The sequence below is a fragment of the Janibacter limosus genome (assembly GCF_004295485.1).
GTDB classification, from domain to species: Bacteria; Actinomycetota; Actinomycetes; order Actinomycetales; family Dermatophilaceae; genus Janibacter; species Janibacter limosus_A.
Map to the genome: position 1 here is coordinate 2,419,685 of NZ_CP036164.1, position 17,872 is coordinate 2,437,556.

At 70.7% G+C, this 17,872-nt stretch carries 13 protein-coding genes; 7 read left to right on the top strand and 6 right to left on the bottom strand.

Features of this window, described 5'->3' with window-relative positions:
* Positions 1-2 precede the first annotated feature (2 nt).
* A complete protein-coding gene (locus tag EXU32_RS11470; RefSeq protein ID WP_130630027.1) occupies positions 3-581 on the bottom strand; it encodes a 4'-phosphopantetheinyl transferase family protein in 579 nt (192 codons plus the stop codon).
* Between the two features lie 61 nt (positions 582-642).
* Between EXU32_RS11470 and EXU32_RS11475 the strand changes: the two genes are divergently transcribed.
* From EXU32_RS11475 to EXU32_RS11490, 4 genes are read left to right on the top strand one after another with little or no spacing between them, the layout of a single operon-like run.
* The gene (locus EXU32_RS11475; protein WP_130630028.1) at positions 643-3,225 is read left to right on the top strand and encodes a non-ribosomal peptide synthetase; all 2,583 of its coding nucleotides are present in this window, start codon (positions 643-645) and stop codon (positions 3,223-3,225) included.
* Complete coding sequence (locus EXU32_RS11480; RefSeq protein WP_130630029.1) at positions 3,222-4,241, top strand: iron ABC transporter substrate-binding protein; 1,020 nt, start codon at positions 3,222-3,224, stop codon at positions 4,239-4,241. Before EXU32_RS11475 ends, EXU32_RS11480 begins: the two co-directional genes overlap by 4 nt.
* A 10-nt stretch (positions 4,242-4,251) precedes the next feature.
* Complete coding sequence (locus EXU32_RS11485) at positions 4,252-5,751, top strand: ABC transporter permease (protein ID WP_242612769.1); 1,500 nt, start codon at positions 4,252-4,254, stop codon at positions 5,749-5,751.
* Entirely contained in the window at positions 5,748-6,788 is a 1,041-nt protein-coding gene (locus EXU32_RS11490) for an ABC transporter ATP-binding protein (RefSeq protein WP_130630031.1), read from the top strand. The genes EXU32_RS11485 and EXU32_RS11490 overlap by 4 nt, the downstream gene beginning before the upstream one ends.
* A gap of 248 nt (positions 6,789-7,036) precedes the next feature.
* Here the strand turns inward: EXU32_RS11490 and EXU32_RS11495 are convergent, their stop codons facing one another.
* From EXU32_RS11495 to typA, 5 genes are read right to left on the bottom strand one after another with little or no spacing between them, the layout of a single operon-like run.
* Entirely contained in the window at positions 7,037-8,788 is a 1,752-nt protein-coding gene (locus tag EXU32_RS11495) for a VanW family protein (RefSeq protein ID WP_130630032.1), read from the bottom strand.
* A 4-nt stretch (positions 8,789-8,792) separates the two neighbouring features.
* The gene (locus tag EXU32_RS11500; protein WP_130630033.1) at positions 8,793-9,281 is read right to left on the bottom strand and encodes a flavin reductase family protein; all 489 of its coding nucleotides are present in this window, start codon (positions 9,279-9,281) and stop codon (positions 8,793-8,795) included.
* Positions 9,278-10,189 (bottom strand): N-acetyl-1-D-myo-inositol-2-amino-2-deoxy-alpha-D-glucopyranoside deacetylase, encoded by a 912-nt coding sequence (mshB, locus tag EXU32_RS11505; RefSeq protein ID WP_130630034.1) that lies wholly within the window; start codon positions 10,187-10,189, stop codon positions 9,278-9,280. Before mshB ends, EXU32_RS11500 begins: the two co-directional genes overlap by 4 nt.
* Positions 10,186-11,934, bottom strand: coding sequence for an ABC transporter substrate-binding protein (locus EXU32_RS11510; RefSeq protein WP_130630035.1), 1,749 nt, complete (start codon positions 11,932-11,934; stop codon positions 10,186-10,188). The genes mshB and EXU32_RS11510 overlap by 4 nt, the downstream gene beginning before the upstream one ends.
* 13 nt (positions 11,935-11,947) lie before the next feature.
* Positions 11,948-13,843, bottom strand: a complete 1,896-nt coding sequence (gene typA / locus EXU32_RS11515) for a translational GTPase TypA (RefSeq protein ID WP_130630036.1) — start codon at positions 13,841-13,843, stop codon at positions 11,948-11,950.
* Positions 13,844-14,114: 271 nt separating this feature from the next.
* On the opposite strand from typA, the gene EXU32_RS11520 reads away from it, so the two are divergent.
* The 3 genes from EXU32_RS11520 to EXU32_RS11530 all read left to right on the top strand — a co-directional run bounded on the left by EXU32_RS11520 (position 14,115) and on the right by EXU32_RS11530 (position 17,865).
* A complete protein-coding gene (locus tag EXU32_RS11520; RefSeq protein ID WP_130630037.1) occupies positions 14,115-15,770 on the top strand; it encodes an ABC transporter substrate-binding protein in 1,656 nt (551 codons plus the stop codon).
* An 89-nt stretch (positions 15,771-15,859) separates the two neighbouring features.
* On the top strand, positions 15,860-16,867 hold the full coding sequence (locus tag EXU32_RS11525; protein ID WP_130630038.1) for an ABC transporter permease: 1,008 nt from the start codon (positions 15,860-15,862) through the stop codon (positions 16,865-16,867).
* Entirely contained in the window at positions 16,864-17,865 is a 1,002-nt protein-coding gene (locus tag EXU32_RS11530) for an ABC transporter permease (protein ID WP_130630039.1), read from the top strand. The genes EXU32_RS11525 and EXU32_RS11530 overlap by 4 nt, the downstream gene beginning before the upstream one ends.
* The last annotated feature ends 7 nt before the right edge of the window (positions 17,866-17,872 follow it).

A 17,872-nucleotide genomic window follows, 5' to 3' on the forward strand; every position in this document is an offset into this window, starting at 1 on the left:
CCTCAAGGAGATGCGGATCCTGGGCTGCTCGCCTTCGCCCTCTCGAGCGCCTCCGCGGACTCGTCCTGATCGTGGGTGATGACCCCGACCTCACCTGTGCCATCGAAGGCGAGGGCGGCGAGGTAGCCGTGGAGGGGCACGGGGAGGGGCTGGACGTGCCGGCCTGCCAGGTCCCTCGAGCCGGTGGCCTTGAAGGTCGCCTCCCCGCGCACCCAGGTCTCGACGTCGGGGCCGCGGTCGAGGGCCTCGACGTCGACACCCACGGGGTCGGGCGAGGTGGCGACCAGGACCAGGGGTCCGGCGTGGGCGACGCTGACGTGCAGCCCGGCGACCCGGGGGCGACCGTGGGGGTCGCCGCACTCGTCGCAGGTGCGATCGATCGACACCGCACGGGGATCCTGACCGGTCGCGGCAGCGACCGCGACCCTCAGCAGCACCGCCCCGACGACGAAGCGCCCCAGGTCGGCCGCCGACGCGAGCCCGTCCGCGCGCCGCTCCTCGACGGGGTCGAGCATCGAGCGGAGCCGCAGGTCCATCGCGCGCAGGTCCGACCACCAGACGTCCACGACGTGGTTGCCCATGTGTGGCACTGCCCCTCCGAGTTGTAACCTGCACCAAACGACTAAGGATAGGCACACCAACATGACGCTGATGGTCCAGCTCGAGGACGCGCCGGTCGCGGCTCCCGAGCACACCTCGCGCCATCGGGCTCCCTTCCTCCACCCCGGCTCCCCCGCGCCCGCGCTCGTCGAGCACGGTCGGGTCACCACGCACGACGAGCTGGCGCGCCGGGTCGCCGACCTCGCCGACCGGATGCCGCCGGCCGCCACGGGCCGCCGGCTCGTGCACCTGCCGCTCGCCCGCGACGTCGCCGGGGTCGTGGGCCACCTCGCCGTGCTGGCCGCCGGCCACGTCGCCCTCGTCACCGGACCGGACGCCGAGTCGATCACCGCGCGCTTCGCCCCGGACCTGCGCGTGGCCGACGAGCGCATCGAGACGCTGTCGCAGCACGCGACCCACCTGCTCCACCCCGACCTGGCGCTCCTGCTGTCCACCTCGGGCAGCACCGGCAGCCCCAAGCTCGTACGCCTGTCGCGCCACAACCTCGGGAGCAACGCCGCGGCGATCGCGCAGGCGCTCGGGCTGGGCCCGAAGGACCGCGCGATCACCTCCCTTCCCCTCCACTACTGCTACGGGCTGTCGGTGCTGCACAGCACGCTCCACGCCGGCGGCAGCGTCGTCGTGACCGACCGCTCGGTGACCGACGACGAGTTCTGGCGAGAGCACACCGAGCAGCGGGTCACCGTCCTCGCGGGCGTCCCCCACACCTTCGACCTCATCGGGTCGCGGCTGCGCGACACCCTGCCGGGCCTGCGCCTGGTCACCCAGGCGGGCGGCGCCCTCGCGCCCGACCGCGTCACGGAGCTCACCGAGCTCGGGCGGGCGAAGGGGTGGCAGCTCGCCGTCATGTACGGCCAGACCGAGGCGACCGCGCGCATGGCGATCCATGTGGGCGACGAGGTCGCGCTGCGCCCCGACGCCGTGGGCCGGGCGGTGTCCGGGTCCTCCTTCCGGGTGGACCGGTCCGGTCATGAGGACCGCGACGACGGCGCCGGCGAGCTGGTCTTCACGGGTCCCGGGGTGATGCTCGGGTACGCCGAGCACCCCGACGAGCTGGCCCTGGGCCGCATGCTCGACGAGCTGCGCACCGGCGACCTCGGGCACGTCGACGAGGCCGGCGTCGTGCGCGTCACCGGTCGCTGCGACCAGGTGGCCAAGGTCCTGGGCCTGCGCATGGACCTCGGACGGGTGGGCGCGGCACTCACCGACGCAGGTCACCGCACCGTCGTCACCGCAGACCCCCAGCATCTCCTCGTCACCCTCGTGATCGACCCTGCCGAAGGGAGCACCCCGCACCTGCTGCGGTCGGTCCGGGACCTCGCGGCCCACGCATCCGGTCTGCAGCCGGGCGCCGTCGTCGTCGCTCCCGTCGACGCGATCCCGTTGCTCCCCAACGGCAAGACCGACCGCATCGCCTGCCGTGAGCACGCCCTCCGAACGCTTCGGTCCCACCCCGCCGACGGCGCGGCAGGCGACCCCCTCGCCGCCGCCGTCTCGGTCGTCGCGAGCTCCCTCGGCCGCGACGAGGTCGACCTCGACCGGTCCTTCGCAGAGCTCGGCGGTGACTCCTACAGCCTCGTCCAGACCTCGGTGCGTCTCGAGCAGGTCCTCGGGCAGCTGCCCGACGGGTGGCACCGGGTCCCCCTTCGCCAGCTCGCGCTGGAGGCCACCCCACCCGGCCGCCACGTGCGCTGGCTGGACACCCCACTGGTCCTGCGGGCCGTCGCCGCCATCGCGATCTGCGCCAGCCACCTCGGACTGGTCGCCGTCCCGGGCGGCGCCCACACGCTGCTGGCCCTCGCCGGGTGGTCGATGAGTCGCTTCACCCTCGACACCACCGACCCGAGGGCCCGACGCCGCCGCGGGCTGCGCTCGATCGCCGCCCTCGCCATCCCGTCGATGGCCGTGGCCCTGGTCGGCCTGGTGACCGCCGGCGGGTACGGCTGGGAAAATGTGCTGCTCGTCAACTGGCTCGTCGGCGAGATGGAGTGGGGCGCTCGGATCAACCTGTGGTTCATCGAGGCCCTGCTCGCCTGCAGCCTCGCGGTCCTCGCCCTGCTGTCCGTACCGCGCCTGGGGCTGGTCCACGTCCGCCACCCCTGGGCCTGGAGCATGGCGCTGGCCGCGGCCGCACTCGTGCCCCGATGGATCCTCGTGCCCGACTCGACCGGCGCCACCCGTGGACTGCCCGGGTCCGTGCTGTGGCTCTTCGCCCTCGGCATGGCACTGGGCGTGGCGCGCACCCGCCGGCAAAAGCTGGCCACGATGGCGCTGACCGCCATCGGCATGTGGGACTTCTTCGTCGAGCCCAGCCGCGGCCTGACCGTCTTCGCCGCGATCGCCGTGCTCGCCTTCGTCCCACGCATCCCACTGCCCCGGCTGCTCGTGCTGCCGCTCGGTCTGCTCGCCGCGGCCTCCCTGCACGTCTACCTCGTCCAGTGGCAGGTCTTCCGGGTCGTCGACCAGCCGGTCCTCGCCCTGCTGGCCTCCTTCGCCGCCGGGATCACCGTCTGGTGGCTCCTCCAGGGCCCCACCCGCGCACTCATCGATCGACTCGCCCGACTTCGCCCCACCCTCTCGACCCCGACCGGAGACCCCTCATGAACCGACGCACCCTGCTCACCGCGGCCCTCAGCTCCTCGGTCCTCGCCCTCGCCGCCTGCGGTGGCGCCGACGGTCCGACGAACGACCCCGACGCGCTGCAGATCTACTCCAGCCAGCACGACAGCCTCACCAAGGCCTGGGCCGAGGGCTTCACCAAGAAGACCGGGATCAAGACCCAGGTCCGCGCGGGCAAGGACTCGTCGATGGGCCACCAGATCGTCCAGGAGGGTGAGAAGTCCCCGGCCGACGTCTTCCTCACGGAGAACAGCCCGGCGATGACGCTCGTCGAGAGCAGCGCGCTCCTCGCCCCGATCGACGCGACGACCCTCGCCCTGGTGCCCAAGAACCGTCGCCCCTCCAGCGGCGACTGGACGAGCGTCGCGGCACGATCCACCGTGCTCGTCTACAACCCGGACAAGATCAGCGCCAAGGACCTGCCGGCCTCCCTCATGGACCTGAGCAAGCCCGAGTACAAGGACAGGTGGGGTGCCGGCGCCACGGGCGCCGACTTCCAGGCGATCATCGCCGGGATGCTCGCCGACCAGGGCGAGGCCAAGACCAAGAGCTGGCTCGAGGGCATGAAGACCAACGCCCGCATCTACGAGAACAACATCGCGACGATGAAGGCCGTCAACGCCGGCGAGGTCCCGATGGGCGTGATCTTCCACTACTACTGGTACCGCGACCAGGCCGAGACCAAGGAGGGCACGGCCAACACCAAGCTGCACTACTTCAAGCAAGAGGACCCGGGCGCCTTCGTCAGCCTCTCGGCCGCGGGCGTGCTCAAGAGCGCCAAGCACCCCGACGAGGCGCAGAAGTTCGTGGACTACATTCTCTCTGACGAAGGACAGAAGGTCCTCGAGACGAGCGGGTCCAAGGAGTACGCCGTGGCCAAGGGCGCGGCCTCCGACCCCGACCTGCCCTCGCTCGAGTCCCTCCAGGCACCCGCCGTCGACCCCTTCTCCCTCGATTCCGAAAAGGTGACCCAGCTGATGACCGATGCCGGCATCCTCTAGGCATCTCGTGATGGCCGCGGCGATCCTCGTCGCGGCCATCACCGTGCTCCCGATCGTGCTCGTCGCAGCCGACGGTCTGGCGACGTCGCCCGGCGACGCGCTGGCCTACCTCCTGCGACCCCGGATCGGGGAGCTGGTCGGCAACACCCTCTCGCTCGTGGTCATCACGGTGCCGGCCTGCGTCGCGCTCGGGGTGGGCGCGGCCTGGCTCGTGGAGCGCACGGACCTCCCCTTCGCCGGCATCTGGCGGGTCCTGCTCGCCGCACCACTCGCCGTCCCCGCCTTCGTCGCCGCCTACGCGTGGGTGTCCTTCCGACCGGGGCTGGACGGGCTCGCCGGGGCCGCTCTCGTGACGACTGCCGCCTACTTCCCCTTCGTCTACCTCCCGGTCGCTGCCATCCTGCGCGACCTGGACGCCGCGCCCGCGGAGGACGCCCGGGCGCTCGGGCTGCGCCCCTTCGCCGCCTGGCGGCGCGCCGTGCTGCCCCGGCTGCGGCCGGCGATCAGCGGCGGCGCGCTCCTCGTCGCGCTGCACCTGCTCGCGGAGTTCGGCGTGCTCGAGATGATGCGCTACCCGACCTTCACCACGGCGATCCTGGTCCAGTACCAGGTCAGCTTCAGCAGCAACCAGGGCAGCCTGCTCGCCGTCGTCCTCGTCCTGATGTGCATCACGGTCCTGACGCTCGAGCACTTCCTGCGCGGCTCCGCACGCACCTCCCGCGTCGGCCGCGGAGTCCACCGGGCCGCCACGCCCGTGCACCTGGGCCGCTGGGCGCCGGTCGCCTGCATCGGGCTGTCGCTCGTCGTGCTCGTCGCCCTGGTCGTGCCCGTGACCCTCGTCGGCCGCTGGCTCCTGGCCCACCTCGCCGACCCGACCGGTACCGGGATGCGCCCGTCCCTGCTGCTGACCACCGGGACGACGATCTCGCTGGCCCTCGCGGCCGCGGTCCTCACGATGGTCATGGCCATCCCCGGCGCCTGGCTGCTCAGCCGCCGTCGCACCGGCTGGACGCTGCTGCTCGAGCGGGTCACCTATGTCGCCAGCTCCCTGCCGGGCGTCGTCATCGCGCTGGCCCTGATCACCCTGTCGGTGAACTTCCTGCCCACGATCTACCAGAGCCCCATGCTGCTCGTCGTCGGCTACACGATCCTCTTCATCCCGCGGGCCATGGTCTCGCTGCGCTCCGGGCTGGCCGCCGCGCCTCCCGAGCTGGGCGACGCCGCCCGCTCGCTGGGCAGCAGCCCGCTCGGCGCCTTCCGCCGGGTGGTGCTGCCCCTCATCCTCCCCTCGGCGCTCACCGGAGCCGCCCTCGTCGCCATCGCGACCGCGACCGAGCTGACTGCCACCCTGCTCCTGTCACCGACGGGCACCTCGACCCTGGCGACCGCCTTCTGGGCCGCGAGCGACGAGTTCGACTACGCGGGAGCCGCTCCCTTCGCGGCCATGATGATCCTGCTGTCCGCCCCCCTGACCGTCCTGATGCTGCGACAGAGTGGGATCGAAGAATGAGCACTGTTGACGTCCGCGGGATCACCGTCGGCTACGGCGCCGAGCCGGTCCTGCGCGAGATCGACCTCACCGTCCACACCGGGACGACGACGGCCGTGCTCGGCGCGTCCGGCGGCGGCAAGACCACGCTGCTGCGGGTCATCGCCGGCTTCCTGCAGCCCGATGCCGGCACCGTGGTCATCGGCGAGCGCACCGTCTGCGGCGACGGCCGGGCCGTCCCGCCCGAGCGCCGCGGCATCGGGTACGTGCGCCAGGACGGCGGGCTCTTCCCCCACCTCGACGTCGGGGGCAACATCGCCTTCGGGCTGCCCCGCGCCGCGCGGCGTCGGCGCGACCGCGTCGCCGAGCTGCTCGAGCTCGTCGGCCTGCCCGCGCAGACCGCGACCCGCCGCCCGGCCCAGCTCTCCGGTGGTCAGCAGCAGCGGGTGGCCCTGGCCCGAGCGCTCGCCCTCTCCCCCGCCGTCGTGCTCCTCGACGAGCCCTTCTCGTCGCTCGACACCGCCCTGCGGGCCAGCACCCGCGAGGCCGTCGCGGCCGCCCTCGCCGAGACGGCGGCCACGACGATCCTCGTGACCCACGACCAGCAGGAGGCGCTGTCCTTCGCCGACCAGGTCGCGATCATGCGCGACGGCCGGTTCAGCCAGGTCGGCAGCCCTCGCGAGATCTACGAGTCGCCCGTGGACCTGCGTGAGGCCTCGTTCCTCGGCGACGTCGTCCACCTCACCGGCCACTGCGTCGACGACGGCATCACCTGCCCGCTCGGCCTGGTGACGGCACGCAGCGACTCACCGGCAGCCCTCTCCGGCGAGGTCGACGTCGTCGTCCGGCCCGAGGACCTCACGCTGACCGACTCCCCCGGCTGCCCGCACGGGAGCGTCCAGGAGATCAGCTACCACGGCGCCCACGCCCTCGTCCGGGTCGCCCTGGACGACGGCACCGCCGTGACCGTCCGGGTCGTCGGTCGGCGCACGCCCGAGCCCGGCGAGCAGGTGCCCGTCAGCGTCATCGGCCCCGTGCTGGCCTACCCGCGCGCCTGACCCTCTGCAGGTAACCCGACACCCGCTGCAGGGCCTCGGCCCTCGTCGCGTTACCTGCGGGTACGACACCCTTTTGACGCGGCGACCCAGTGGAAGACCCTTGATTTCCGGGGGTTCGACGTGCCGATCCCGTGCATGTGGGTGTCGTACCCGCAAGTAACATCTGCGGACGCGGGCCCGGGACCATGCGGCTCGGGGATGCAGGGACGCGCGCAGCGAAGGCCACGGCCCCGAGGCTCCCCCGAGGCTCAGGGGTTGGTGCAGGTGACGCTGTCCTGGGGGATGTAGCGGGTGGTGAAGCTGGAGGACTTGACCGTCTTGCCGTCCTTGATGAAGGACCGGGTGATGTCCACTGAGAAGCCGGGTGCGGGCGACTGGGGGACGCACCCCTTCTTGTCGTCGACGATCTTCTTGGGCGGCGTGATGTTCTTGCGGGCGCTCTTGCCGGCCTTGACCTCGTCATAGGCCTTGCGCCCGTGGAAGGAGACCGTCACCTCGTTGCCGTTGACCTCCGCCGTGATGAGGATCCCGGCACCGGTGTCGTTGGTGAAGCGGTTGTCGACATTGGGCCAGGAGATCGTCGCCTCACGCCCCTCCGGGTAGCGGGAGATGTAGAAGGAGTGCGGGTGGAACTCCTCGATCTTGGCGCCGGAGAAGAAGACCGCGTTGAAGAGCGTCGTCGACAGCTGTGAGATGCCGCCGCCGTAGTCGTTGGTGAGCCGCCCGTTCATGATGACGCCGGCCTTGCCGTAGCCCGCGGCCGCGGTCCGCTGCCCCAGCTGCTGGTTGAGCGAGAAGGTCGCGCCCGGGGCGACGTAGGCGCCGTTGAGCCGGCGCGCGGCCAGGCGGATGTTGTCGGCACGCACGCCGGTGGTGCTCGGCAGGTAGGTGGTGAAGGTGGAGATCTGCTCCTTGGGCAGAGTCTTCTTCGCCTGCGCCGTCGTCAGCTGCGGCTGGGACTCCTTGGCTGCGACCTCGAAGGTGCGCTGGTCGCCCGACTTCTTCATGGCCGCGACGACCTTGGCCCCGATGCCCTCCTCCACGAGCGCCAGACCCGTGCTCGAGGGCGTGACCTCGAAGCCCGACCCGTGCCGCACGACCGTCGCGTCCTTGGCCGACCGGAATTGGCCGGAGGCCTTGCCTGCGTCGATCGCCGCCTGACCGACCTTCTTCTCGTCGACGGTCGCGGACAGCTTGCCGTCCTTGGTGCTGATCGAGACGGCCGCAGCCAGCTGGTCTGCCGGCACGGAGAAGGAGATGTCCTTGGCCCCGCCCTCGGCCGTGGGGTCGGTCGACGTCACGGTGACGGGACCCGCGACGAGCGGAGCCAGGTCGTCCTTGGCGAAGCGGTCGATCTCGGTCTGGCTGAGCTCGGGGGCCGGTGCGCTCGTCGGCGCGTCGAAGGAGCGCTGCTGCGGCCACTCCTGCGCGATCGTGTCGACGACCTGGGCACGGTCGACGGTGAGCCCGGGCCTGGACGCCGTCTTCTTGATCGTCGTACCCTCGAGCGCCACCGTGCCCTCGACGGGCTTCTTGTCCAGCGCCTTGGTCTTGGCGTCGACGGCCTTGGTAAGCGCGTCCTCGTCGACATCGACCTCGATCGCGCGGTCCACGCCACCGCGCACGTGGTTCCACAGGTCGCTCGGGTTGAGGCTGAAGCCGGTCAGGCCCTCGACGGAGCCCTCGTAGTCGTAGGACAGGCCGGCGTCCGCGGGGGTCAGCCGGACCGGGGTGCCGGCAACGGTCACGGTGACCTTGCGGGCTGCCTCGTCGGACAGCCGGCTCTCGAGGGTCCGGCTCGCCTCCGCGGGAGTCTGGCCCCCGACGGCCACGCCACCGATGCGGGTCTCGGCCGGCACCCGGTCGGCGAAGTACAGCGCCGCGGCGGCGTACAGGCCAGCGAGCACCACGAGGACGAAGGCCACCGCCAAGAAGGTGCGACCTCCTCGCCGGCGACCGACGGCCTCCTCACCGTCCGTCCAGCTCTCGTCCTTGCTCATCTGGTCACCTCGTGCTCGTGTAGCGGCTGCGGTAGTAGATCAGTGGATCATCCCGACGGGCGTCGGCGAGGCTCGAGAGGACCTCGCCGACGACGATCGTGTGGTCCCCGGCCTCGTGGAGGGCGGTGGTGCGGCACTCGAGCGTGGCCAGCGCGTCGTCGACGAGCGCCACCCCGAGCTCGCCCCGGTGGTGCGCGATGCCGGAGAGCTGCCCGTAGAGCGGTCGCCCGCCCGTGCTCAGCCAGGTCGCCGTCGGTCGCGCCCCGACCGGCAGGATCGAGACACCCCACACGCCCGACGAGACCACAGCATCATGCCAGCCGCTGTCCTGCTGGACGCAGACCAGGACGAGCGGGGGGTCGAGCGAGACGGACGTGACCGAGTTGGCGGTCATCGCGTGGTCGTGGCCGTCCTCCAGCGTCGTCACGACGGTCACCCCGGTCGCGAAGTGCGCCATCGCGTGGCGCAGGCTCGTCGGCCTCGCACCGCTCATCGGCGGGCCACCAGCGGCGGGCGCTCGCCCGGCACCAGGGCGGGCAGCGGCTCGCCCGTGGTCACGTCGAGGCGGGCATAGCCCTCTCGCCCGCAGAGCCGGGCGACGATGTCGTTGGACAGTGCGTAGGTCCCTCGCGGACCCAGCGTGACCTGCGTGCGGTGGTGGCGCAGCGCGGCGACCTGCCGCTCCACCGCGGTCTCGTCGACGACGGCGTGGGTCACCACCTCGTCCGCCACGACCGAAGGGGGGAAGTCCCCCGTCGGCAGCGCCCAGCCGAGGCCACGTACCTCGTCGACCACGGCGAGGACGTCGCGGTCCTCCTGGGCCCACGACCGCGGGGTGAGGACGGCGAAGAGGGCCGGGCGGCTCCCTTCGTCCATGCCGGCGAGAGCGCGGCGGGTCACCTCGTGGGTGCGGACGTGGTCGGGGTGGTCGTAGCCGCCCCGCGCGTCGTAGGTGACGACGAGGTCGGGCGCGACGGACGCGATGACCTCGGTGACGGCGGCGACCGCCCGCTCGTCGTCCGAGCGGACCCAGGCCCTCGGGTCGTGGGCGCCGGTGGTCCCGGCCATGCCGGAGTCCCGCCACCGGGAGAGCCGGCCCACGGCCGGATCCTCGCCGAGGACGGTGCTGTGCGCGCCGATGGCGGTCATCGCACCGCGCAGCTCGTCGCGGCGGAACTCGCCGAGGGTGTCCTCGTGGTCTGCGTCGAGGTGGGCGAGCTCGTGCGGGATGACCTCGCCCTGCTCGCCAAGGGTGCACGTGAGGACGTGCACCTCGTCGCCCGCGGCGACGTGGTGGGCGATGGCGACGCCGGTCGCCAGCATCTCGTCGTCGGGGTGGGCGTGCACGAAGAGCAGCCGCGCGGGCCGTCCGGCGACCAGGACCGGCGCTGCCGTGGTCACTCGGACACCCCGACGACGCCGATCTCCGGCGAGCCTCCGTACACGGGGTTGCCGATGAGCGAGGTGACCTGGGACCCAGCGGCATAGGACAGCCGACTCTGGCGAAGGGGGATGTAGACGCCGTCCTCGAGCAGCCCGGTGTCGATCGCGGTCCACTGCGCAGCGCTGGACCGGCGGTCACGCGTACCGGCGGCCTTGTCCATCGCAGCCGTCACCTTCTTGTCGGCGAAGAGCCCGTAGTCGCGGCCCACCGAGGTCTTGCTGAGGTTGATCCGGTCGTCGAAGAGGGGCGGCAGGACGGTGCTCGCCGAGGGGAAGTCCGGGCCCCAGTTGGCCCACACGACGTCGTGGTCCTGCGCGACCTTGCGCGTGCCGACCTCGGTGAAGTAGTCCTCGCCCAGCGCCTTGAGGGTCACGTCGAAGCCGGCCTCGTCCCAGCCGGTCTTGAGCGCCTTCATGGCGTCGTCCATGGTGCCGCCGCCCCGGTAGGCGACGGTGATCTTGACGGGGGTCTTGACCTTGCCCTTGACCAGCTGCGCGCGGGCGTACGTCGGGTCGCCCGAGGGCCCGTGGTCGGCGACGTCCTGGTGGGCGGCCGGCAGCGCGGCTCCGAGCAGGGACCACGTCGGTGTCCCCGAGTCGGCGCCTCGAGCCTGGTTGTAGGCCTCGCGGTCGGTCGCCTGAGCCAGAGCGCGGCGCACCCGGGCCGACTTCATGGCCTTGCTGCGTGTGCTGACCGCCAGGTAGTCGACGAGCTGACCGTCGACCTGGACGGACTGGGCGCGATCGCCCGCCTCGTCGACCACCGGCCCGAGGACGGTGGGCAGCGGGTCCAGGGCGAGCGTGCGACCGCCGTCCTCACCGTCGACGATGGTCTCGACGGCGTCCTTGGCGGTGACGCCCTCCTTGTGCAGGATCGACGTGGGACCGGGGGTGCGAAGGGGGTCCGACGCGGGCTTCCACCGCGGGTTGCGCACCCAGGTGCCCCCGGTGCTGGGCGTCCAGCCGTCGGAGAGCCGGTAGGGACCGGACGAGAAGGCCTCGTAGGTCGCGTCCTTGCCCTCCTGCGATGCCTTGAAGGGGGCGAACTCCGGCAGCGAGACGACCTGGTCGAAGTACCCCACGGGCTGGTCGAGGTGGAAGACGACGGTCCGCTCGTCGCGGCACTCCACGGCCTTGTTGATCAGCTGACGCGCGGACTTGGTGGTCCCTCCCTTCGCCAGGGGGCCGGGATAGGTGGAGCTGCCGTCCTTCTTCTTGGGGATGTCGAGGAAGGTCAGGGCGTAGCCGCTGGAGGAGATGCCCGGGTCGAAGGAGCGCGCGACGCCGTAGCGCACGTCCTTGCAGGTGATCGGCGAGCCGTCCTGCCACGCGGCGCCCTTGCGCAGGGTGAAGGTCCACGTCGACGCGTCCTTGCTGGCCGTGCCCGTGCTCGTCGCGAGGTCACCGGCGAGCGTGCGCTGACCCGACAGAGCGGTCGCCGGTGGGTAGGCGGTGAGCGTGCGCATCCAGGTGCGCGAGGCGAACCCCGCGACCTGCCGCTGGGTGATGCGCTGCGGGTCCCAGGCCTGCACCGGACCGGTCGAGAGCACGGTCAGCCGGTCCTCGGGTCCGGTCACCTTGCCGGTGGAGGGGGTGGCAGCGCTACCGCTGCCACCCCCGTCGTCGGCGGTGCACGCAGAGGCACTCGCCACGAGGGCGAGTGCTCCTGATCCTGCGATGAGTCCTCGAGCGATGCGCCTCATCGGCGCTCCCTTCTCAGGAGTTGCGGGCCTTGGAGGCGGTGCGCGCCCGCAGGTTGGCGTCGAGCACGAGCTTGCGGATGCGGATCGTGTCCGGGGTGACCTCGACGCACTCGTCCTCGCGGCAGAACTCGAGCGACTGCTCGAGGGTCAGCTTGCGGGGCGGGACCACCTTCTCGAAGTTGTCAGCCGAGGAGGCGCGCACGTTGGTGAGCTTCTTCTCCTTGGTGATGTTGACATCCATGTCGTCGGCGCGCGAGTTCTCGCCGACGATCATGCCCTCGTAGACCACGGTGCCCGGCTCGGTGAAGAGGGACCCGCGCTCCTGCAGGTTGACCATGGCGTAGGCCGTGACCGGCCCGGAGCGGTCGGCCACGAGCGAGCCCGAGACGCGGGTGGTGATCGTGCCGAACCACGGCTCGTAGCCTTCGAAGACGTGGTTGGCGATGCCCGCGCCACGCGTCTCGGTGAGGAACTCGGTGCGGAACCCGATGAGACCGCGGGAGGGCACGAGGAACTCCATCCGGATCCAGCCGGTGCCGTGGTTGGTCATCTGCTCCATGCGGCCCTTGCGGGCGGCCATCAGCTGGGTGATCGCGCCGAGGTACTCCTCGGGGGTGTCGATGGTCAGGCGCTCGACCGGCTCGTGCACCTTGCCGTCGACCTCCTTGGTGACGACCTGCGGCTTGCCGACGGTCAGCTCGAAGCCTTCGCGGCGCATCTGCTCGACGAGGATGGCCAGGGCGAGCTCACCACGGCCCTGAACCTCCCACGCGTCCGGACGCGCGGTCGGCAGGACCCGCAGCGACACATTGCCCACGAGCTCCTTGTCGAGGCGGTCCTTGACCATGCGGGCGGTGACCTTGGTGTTCTTGGTCTCGCCGCGCCCCACGAGCGGGGAGGTGTTGGTTCCGAGCGTCATCGAGATGGCCGGCTCGTCGACGGTGATCACGGGCAGCGGGATCGGGTTGTCGACATCGGCGATGGTGTCGCCGATCATGATCTCGGGGATACCGGCGATGGCGATGATGTCGCCCGGGCGGGCAGCGCCGGTGTCGAGCGGCTTGCGCTCCAGACCCTCGGTGATGAGCAGCTCGGTGATCTTGACCTTGTCCTGGGTGCCGTCGTGACGGCACCAGGTGACCTGCTGGCCCTTGCGCAGCTCGCCGTTGAAGACGCGCAGCAGCGCCAGGCGACCGAGGAAGTTGCTCGAGTCGAGGTTGGTGACGTGCGCCTGGAGCGGGGCGTCCTCCTCGTAGGAGGGCGCCGGGATCGTCTCCATGATCGTGCGGAAGAGCGGCTCGAGGTCCTCGTTGTCCGGCAGGGTGCCGTTCTCCGGGCGGTTCATGCTCGCGGCGCCGGCCTTGCCGGAGGTGTAGACGATGGGGAACTCGATCTGGTCCTCGTCGGCCTCGAGGTCCATGAAGAGCTCGTAGGCCTCGTCGACGACCTCGGCGATGCGGCTGTCGGGACGGTCGACCTTGTTGATGGCCAGGATGACCGGGAGCTTCGCCGCGAGCGCCTTGCGCAGGACGAAGCGGGTCTGGGGCAGCGGGCCCTCGGACGCGTCGACGAGCAGGACGACACCGTCGACCATCGACAGGCCGCGCTCGACCTCGCCACCGAAGTCGGCGTGACCGGGGGTGTCGATGATGTTGATCGTGACGCCGTCGGGGGCCTCGTGCGCCGCTGCGGACGGGCCGTTGTAGTGGATCGCGGTGTTCTTGGCGAGGATCGTGATGCCCTTCTCGCGCTCGAGGTCACCACTGTCCATCGCGCGTTCGTCGATGTGGTCGTGCTCGCCGAAGGCACCCCCCTGCCAGAGCATCTTGTCGACGAGGGTGGTCTTGCCGTGGTCGACGTGGGCGACGATGGCGACATTGCGGATGTCGCTGCGGGAGATCTTGGGCATGTCAGGGATTCTCTCAGCAGAAACGGCCTCTCCCCAAATGGACGAGGGAGGGTACCCCCCTTCGGGTCGTCCGGGAGGAACCCGGGTCCGCTACCGGACAAACTTCGGCAAACAGGTCACGATCGCGAAAATCGGCCCCATTCCGCCCCGCGGGGGCCGGATGTTGGTTACATTGCCGGACCAGCCCCTGTGTGCGGTGGATCACCATCGCGCCCCTGTGGCTGTCCCACCCCGGCAACGCCGTCGGGGCCGGCTAGATGAGCGAGGAAACATGTCGATGAGGAAAGCTGCCCCGCTGGCTGCTCTGGCGGCGACCGCACTGACGCTCAGTGCGTGCGCCGCGAGCGACCGTGACGACTCGGGTTCCGGCGGTGACACCGGGGGGACCTTCACCTTCGGCGCCGCAGGCGCCCCGGAGGTCTTCGACCCCTTCTACGCCACCGACGGCGAGACCTTCCGGGTCACCCGTCAGATCTTCGAGGGCCTCGTCGAGGTCAAGCCCGGCAGCGCCGAGCTCGGCCCCGGTCTGGCTGAGTCCTGGGAGCCGTCCAAGGACGGCAAGGACTGGACCTTCAACCTGCGCGAAGGGGTGAAGTTCTCCGACGGCGAGGTCTTCGACGGCGAGGCCGTGTGCGCCAACTTCGAGCGGATGGCCGACCAGAACGAAGCGGCCCAGTCCGGCCCGGCCGAGTACTGGAGCACCGGCATGGGCGGCTTCGGCAAGGACGCCCTCTACGACTCGTGCGAGGTCACGGACGCCAAGACCGTCGTCATCAAGGTCAAGTCCGCCACCTCGAAGTTCCCCGCGATGCTCTCCCTGTCCTCCTTCGCGATGCAGTCGCCCAAGGCGCTCGAGGAGGGCAAGGCCAATGACGTCAAGACCCAGGGTGAGGGCTTCGTCTACCCGGAGAACTCCCAGAAGCCCGTCGGCACCGGCCCGTACACGCTGGAGAAGTACGACACCGCCAACAAGACCGTCACGCTCAAGCGCAACGACGCCTACTGGGGCGAGAAGGCCAAGACCGACAAGATCGTCTTCAAGATCATCCCCGACGAGTCGACCCGCCGTCAGGAGCTCGAGGCCGGCAGCATCGACGGCTACGACCTGCCCAACCCCGTGGACTGGAAGGGGCTGGAGAGCTCCGGCAACAAGGTCGAGATCCGCGACCCCTTCAACATCCTCTACCTGGGCCTGCAGCCGGACGCCAACGCCAAGCTCAAGGACGTGCGGGTCCGCCAGGCGATCAACTACGCGATCAACCGCGACCAGCTCGTGAAGTCGCAGCTGCCCGAGGGCGCCACGCCTGCCTCGCAGTTCATGCCGGACACGGTCAGCGGCTACAACAAGGACCTCGAGCCCTACCCGTACGACACGGCCAAGGCCAAGGCCCTGCTCAAGGAGGCCGGCGCCGAGGGCATGACCTTGAAGTTCGCCTACCCGAGCGAGGTCACCCGTCCGTACATGCCCAACCCGCAGAAGATCCACGAGGCGATCCGCAAGGACCTCGAGAAGGCCGGGATCAAGGTCGAGGTCACGACCAAGCCGTGGAACGGCGGTTACCTCGACAACGTCGACGCCCACAAGTACGACGCCTTCCTGCTCGGCTGGACCGGCGACTACGACTCCGCCGACAACTTCATCGGCACCTTCTTCGGCAATGCCAAGCTCAACGACTTCAGCACCGTGACCGGCGGCTACGGCACCGAGCTGTCGAAGGAGCTGAAGGACGCGGACTCGACGGTGGACGAGGCCGAGCGCTCGGCCAAGTACGAGGCGATCAACAAGAAGATCGCCGAGGACTACGTCCCGGGTGCCCCGATCTCGCACTCCCCGCCGGCCCTCGTGGTCAGCAAGGACGTCGAGGGCCTGGTCACCAGCCCGCTGACGGCCGAGGAGTTCTCCACCGTCACCGTCGGCGGCAAGTGAGCCATCCCCGCAGGTGACCTCGTGACGGGGCCGCCTCGACCGACCGGTCGGGGCGGCCCCGATCCGCGATCCACGTCAGGAGCGCATCCGTGCTGAAGTTCATCATCCGACGACTGCTGCAGCTGGTGGTCGTCCTCTTCGTCCTCTCGATCCTGCTCTTCGCGTGGCTGCGGGCCCTGCCCGGCGGGGTCGTCTCGGCGATGCTCGGCGAGCGGGCCACCCCCGAGTCACGCGCCCGCCTGACCGAGGCCTTCGGGCTCGACGAGCCCCTGCCGGTCCAGTACTGGCGCTTCCTCACCCGGGCGCTGCAGGGCGACTTCGGGGTCTCCACGGGCGTGCAGCCCGGCCGCTCGGCCACCAGCATCCTCGTCGAACGCTTCCCGGCGACGGTGGAGCTGAGCTTCGTCGCCCTCGTGCTGGCCGTCGTCGTGGCCATCCCGCTCGGCTACCTCGCGGCCAGGAAGCGCGCCAGCTTCCTCGACAACAGCTCGATCGTCGTCTCCCTCGTCGGTGTCGCCGTGCCGGTCTTCTTCCTCGCCTTCCTGCTGAAGTACGTCTTCGCGATCAAGCTCGGCTGGCTGCCGGTCTCGGGCCGCTCCAACGTCCCCGACGCCACGCACGTCACCGGCTTCTTCGTCCTCGACGGCCTGCTCACCCGCGAGTGGGACGCCTCCTGGGACGCCCTGAAGCACCTGGTCCTGCCCGGCATCGCGCTGGCGTCCATCCCCTTCGCGATGATCTTCCGCATCACCCGCGCGTCCGTGCTGGAGGTCCTCGACGAGGACTTCGTGCGCACCGCCCAGGCGAAGGGGCTCAGTCACCGCGTCGTGCGCGGTCGCCACATCATGCGCAATGCACTGCTCCCGGTCATCACCGCCGTGGGCCTGCAGGTGGGTGCCCTGCTCGCCGGCGCCGTCCTCACCGAGACGGTCTTCAACTTCGGTGGCATCGGTGAGGCGCTCAAGTTCGCCTTCACCCTTCGCGACTACCCCGTGCTGCAGCTGCTCGTCTTCGTCGCAGCCCTGACCTATGTGCTGGTCAACCTGCTCGTGGACATCCTGTACGCCGTCGTCGACCCCCGAGTGAGGACCCGATGAACGACTCCCAGAGGCCCGACCAGCCCCGTCGCGGGCTCGGCGCCCGCCGCAAGCAACGCATCGACGACCTCGCCGCGACCAGCGGCGCCACCACGGTCGCCGAGGCCGGCACCATCGACGACTCCGGTGGGGTGGGGCTCGTCGCGTCCGCCTGGCGGAGGTTGCGACGCAACCCGATCTTCCTCACCGGCCTGGCGATCACGGTCGTGTTCGTCCTGCTGGCCCTGCTCTCGCCCTGGATCGCGCCCCACGACGCGGCCGACAACCCGCTCATCGACAAGGTGAGCCGGCAGAACAACCCCATCCCGGGCCCCGAGCCGGGCTTCCCGCTGGGTGGCGACGACTCCGGCCGCGACCTGCTCTCACGCCTGCTCGTCGGCAGCCAGCAGACGCTGCTCGTCGGCGTCTTCGCGACTCTCTTCGGGTTGGCCGGCGGGCTCACCCTGGGCACCCTGGCCGGCGCCTTCGGCGGGTGGGTCGACTCGGTCGTCATGCGCATCGTCGACGTCATGCTCTCGATCCCGTCGCTGCTGCTGGCCGTGTCGATCTCGGCCCTGGCAGCCCGCCCCAGCCAGTGGACGGTGATCATTGCCGTGGCCGTCGTCCAGGTCCCGATCTTCGCCCGGCTGCTGCGTGGGTCGATGCTCGCCCAGCGCGGCAAGGACCACGTCCTCGCGGCTCGCGCCCTCGGCGTCAAGCGCTCGGCCATCATCCTGCGGCACATGCTGCCCAACTCGCTCGGACCGGTCATCGTCCAGGCAACCCTCGTGCTCGCCACGGCGATCATCGACGCGGCGGCCCTGTCCTTCCTCGGTCTGGGCAACCCCGACGACAGCAAGCCCGAGTGGGGGCAGATGCTCGGGCAGGCGCAGCAGTACATCTACGACAACCCGCACCTGGCCTTCTACCCGGCGGCGTGCATCATCGTCGTCGCCCTCGGCTTCACCCTCATGGGTGAGTCGCTGCGCGAGGCCCTCGACCCCAAGAGCAGGCGGTGAGCGACGT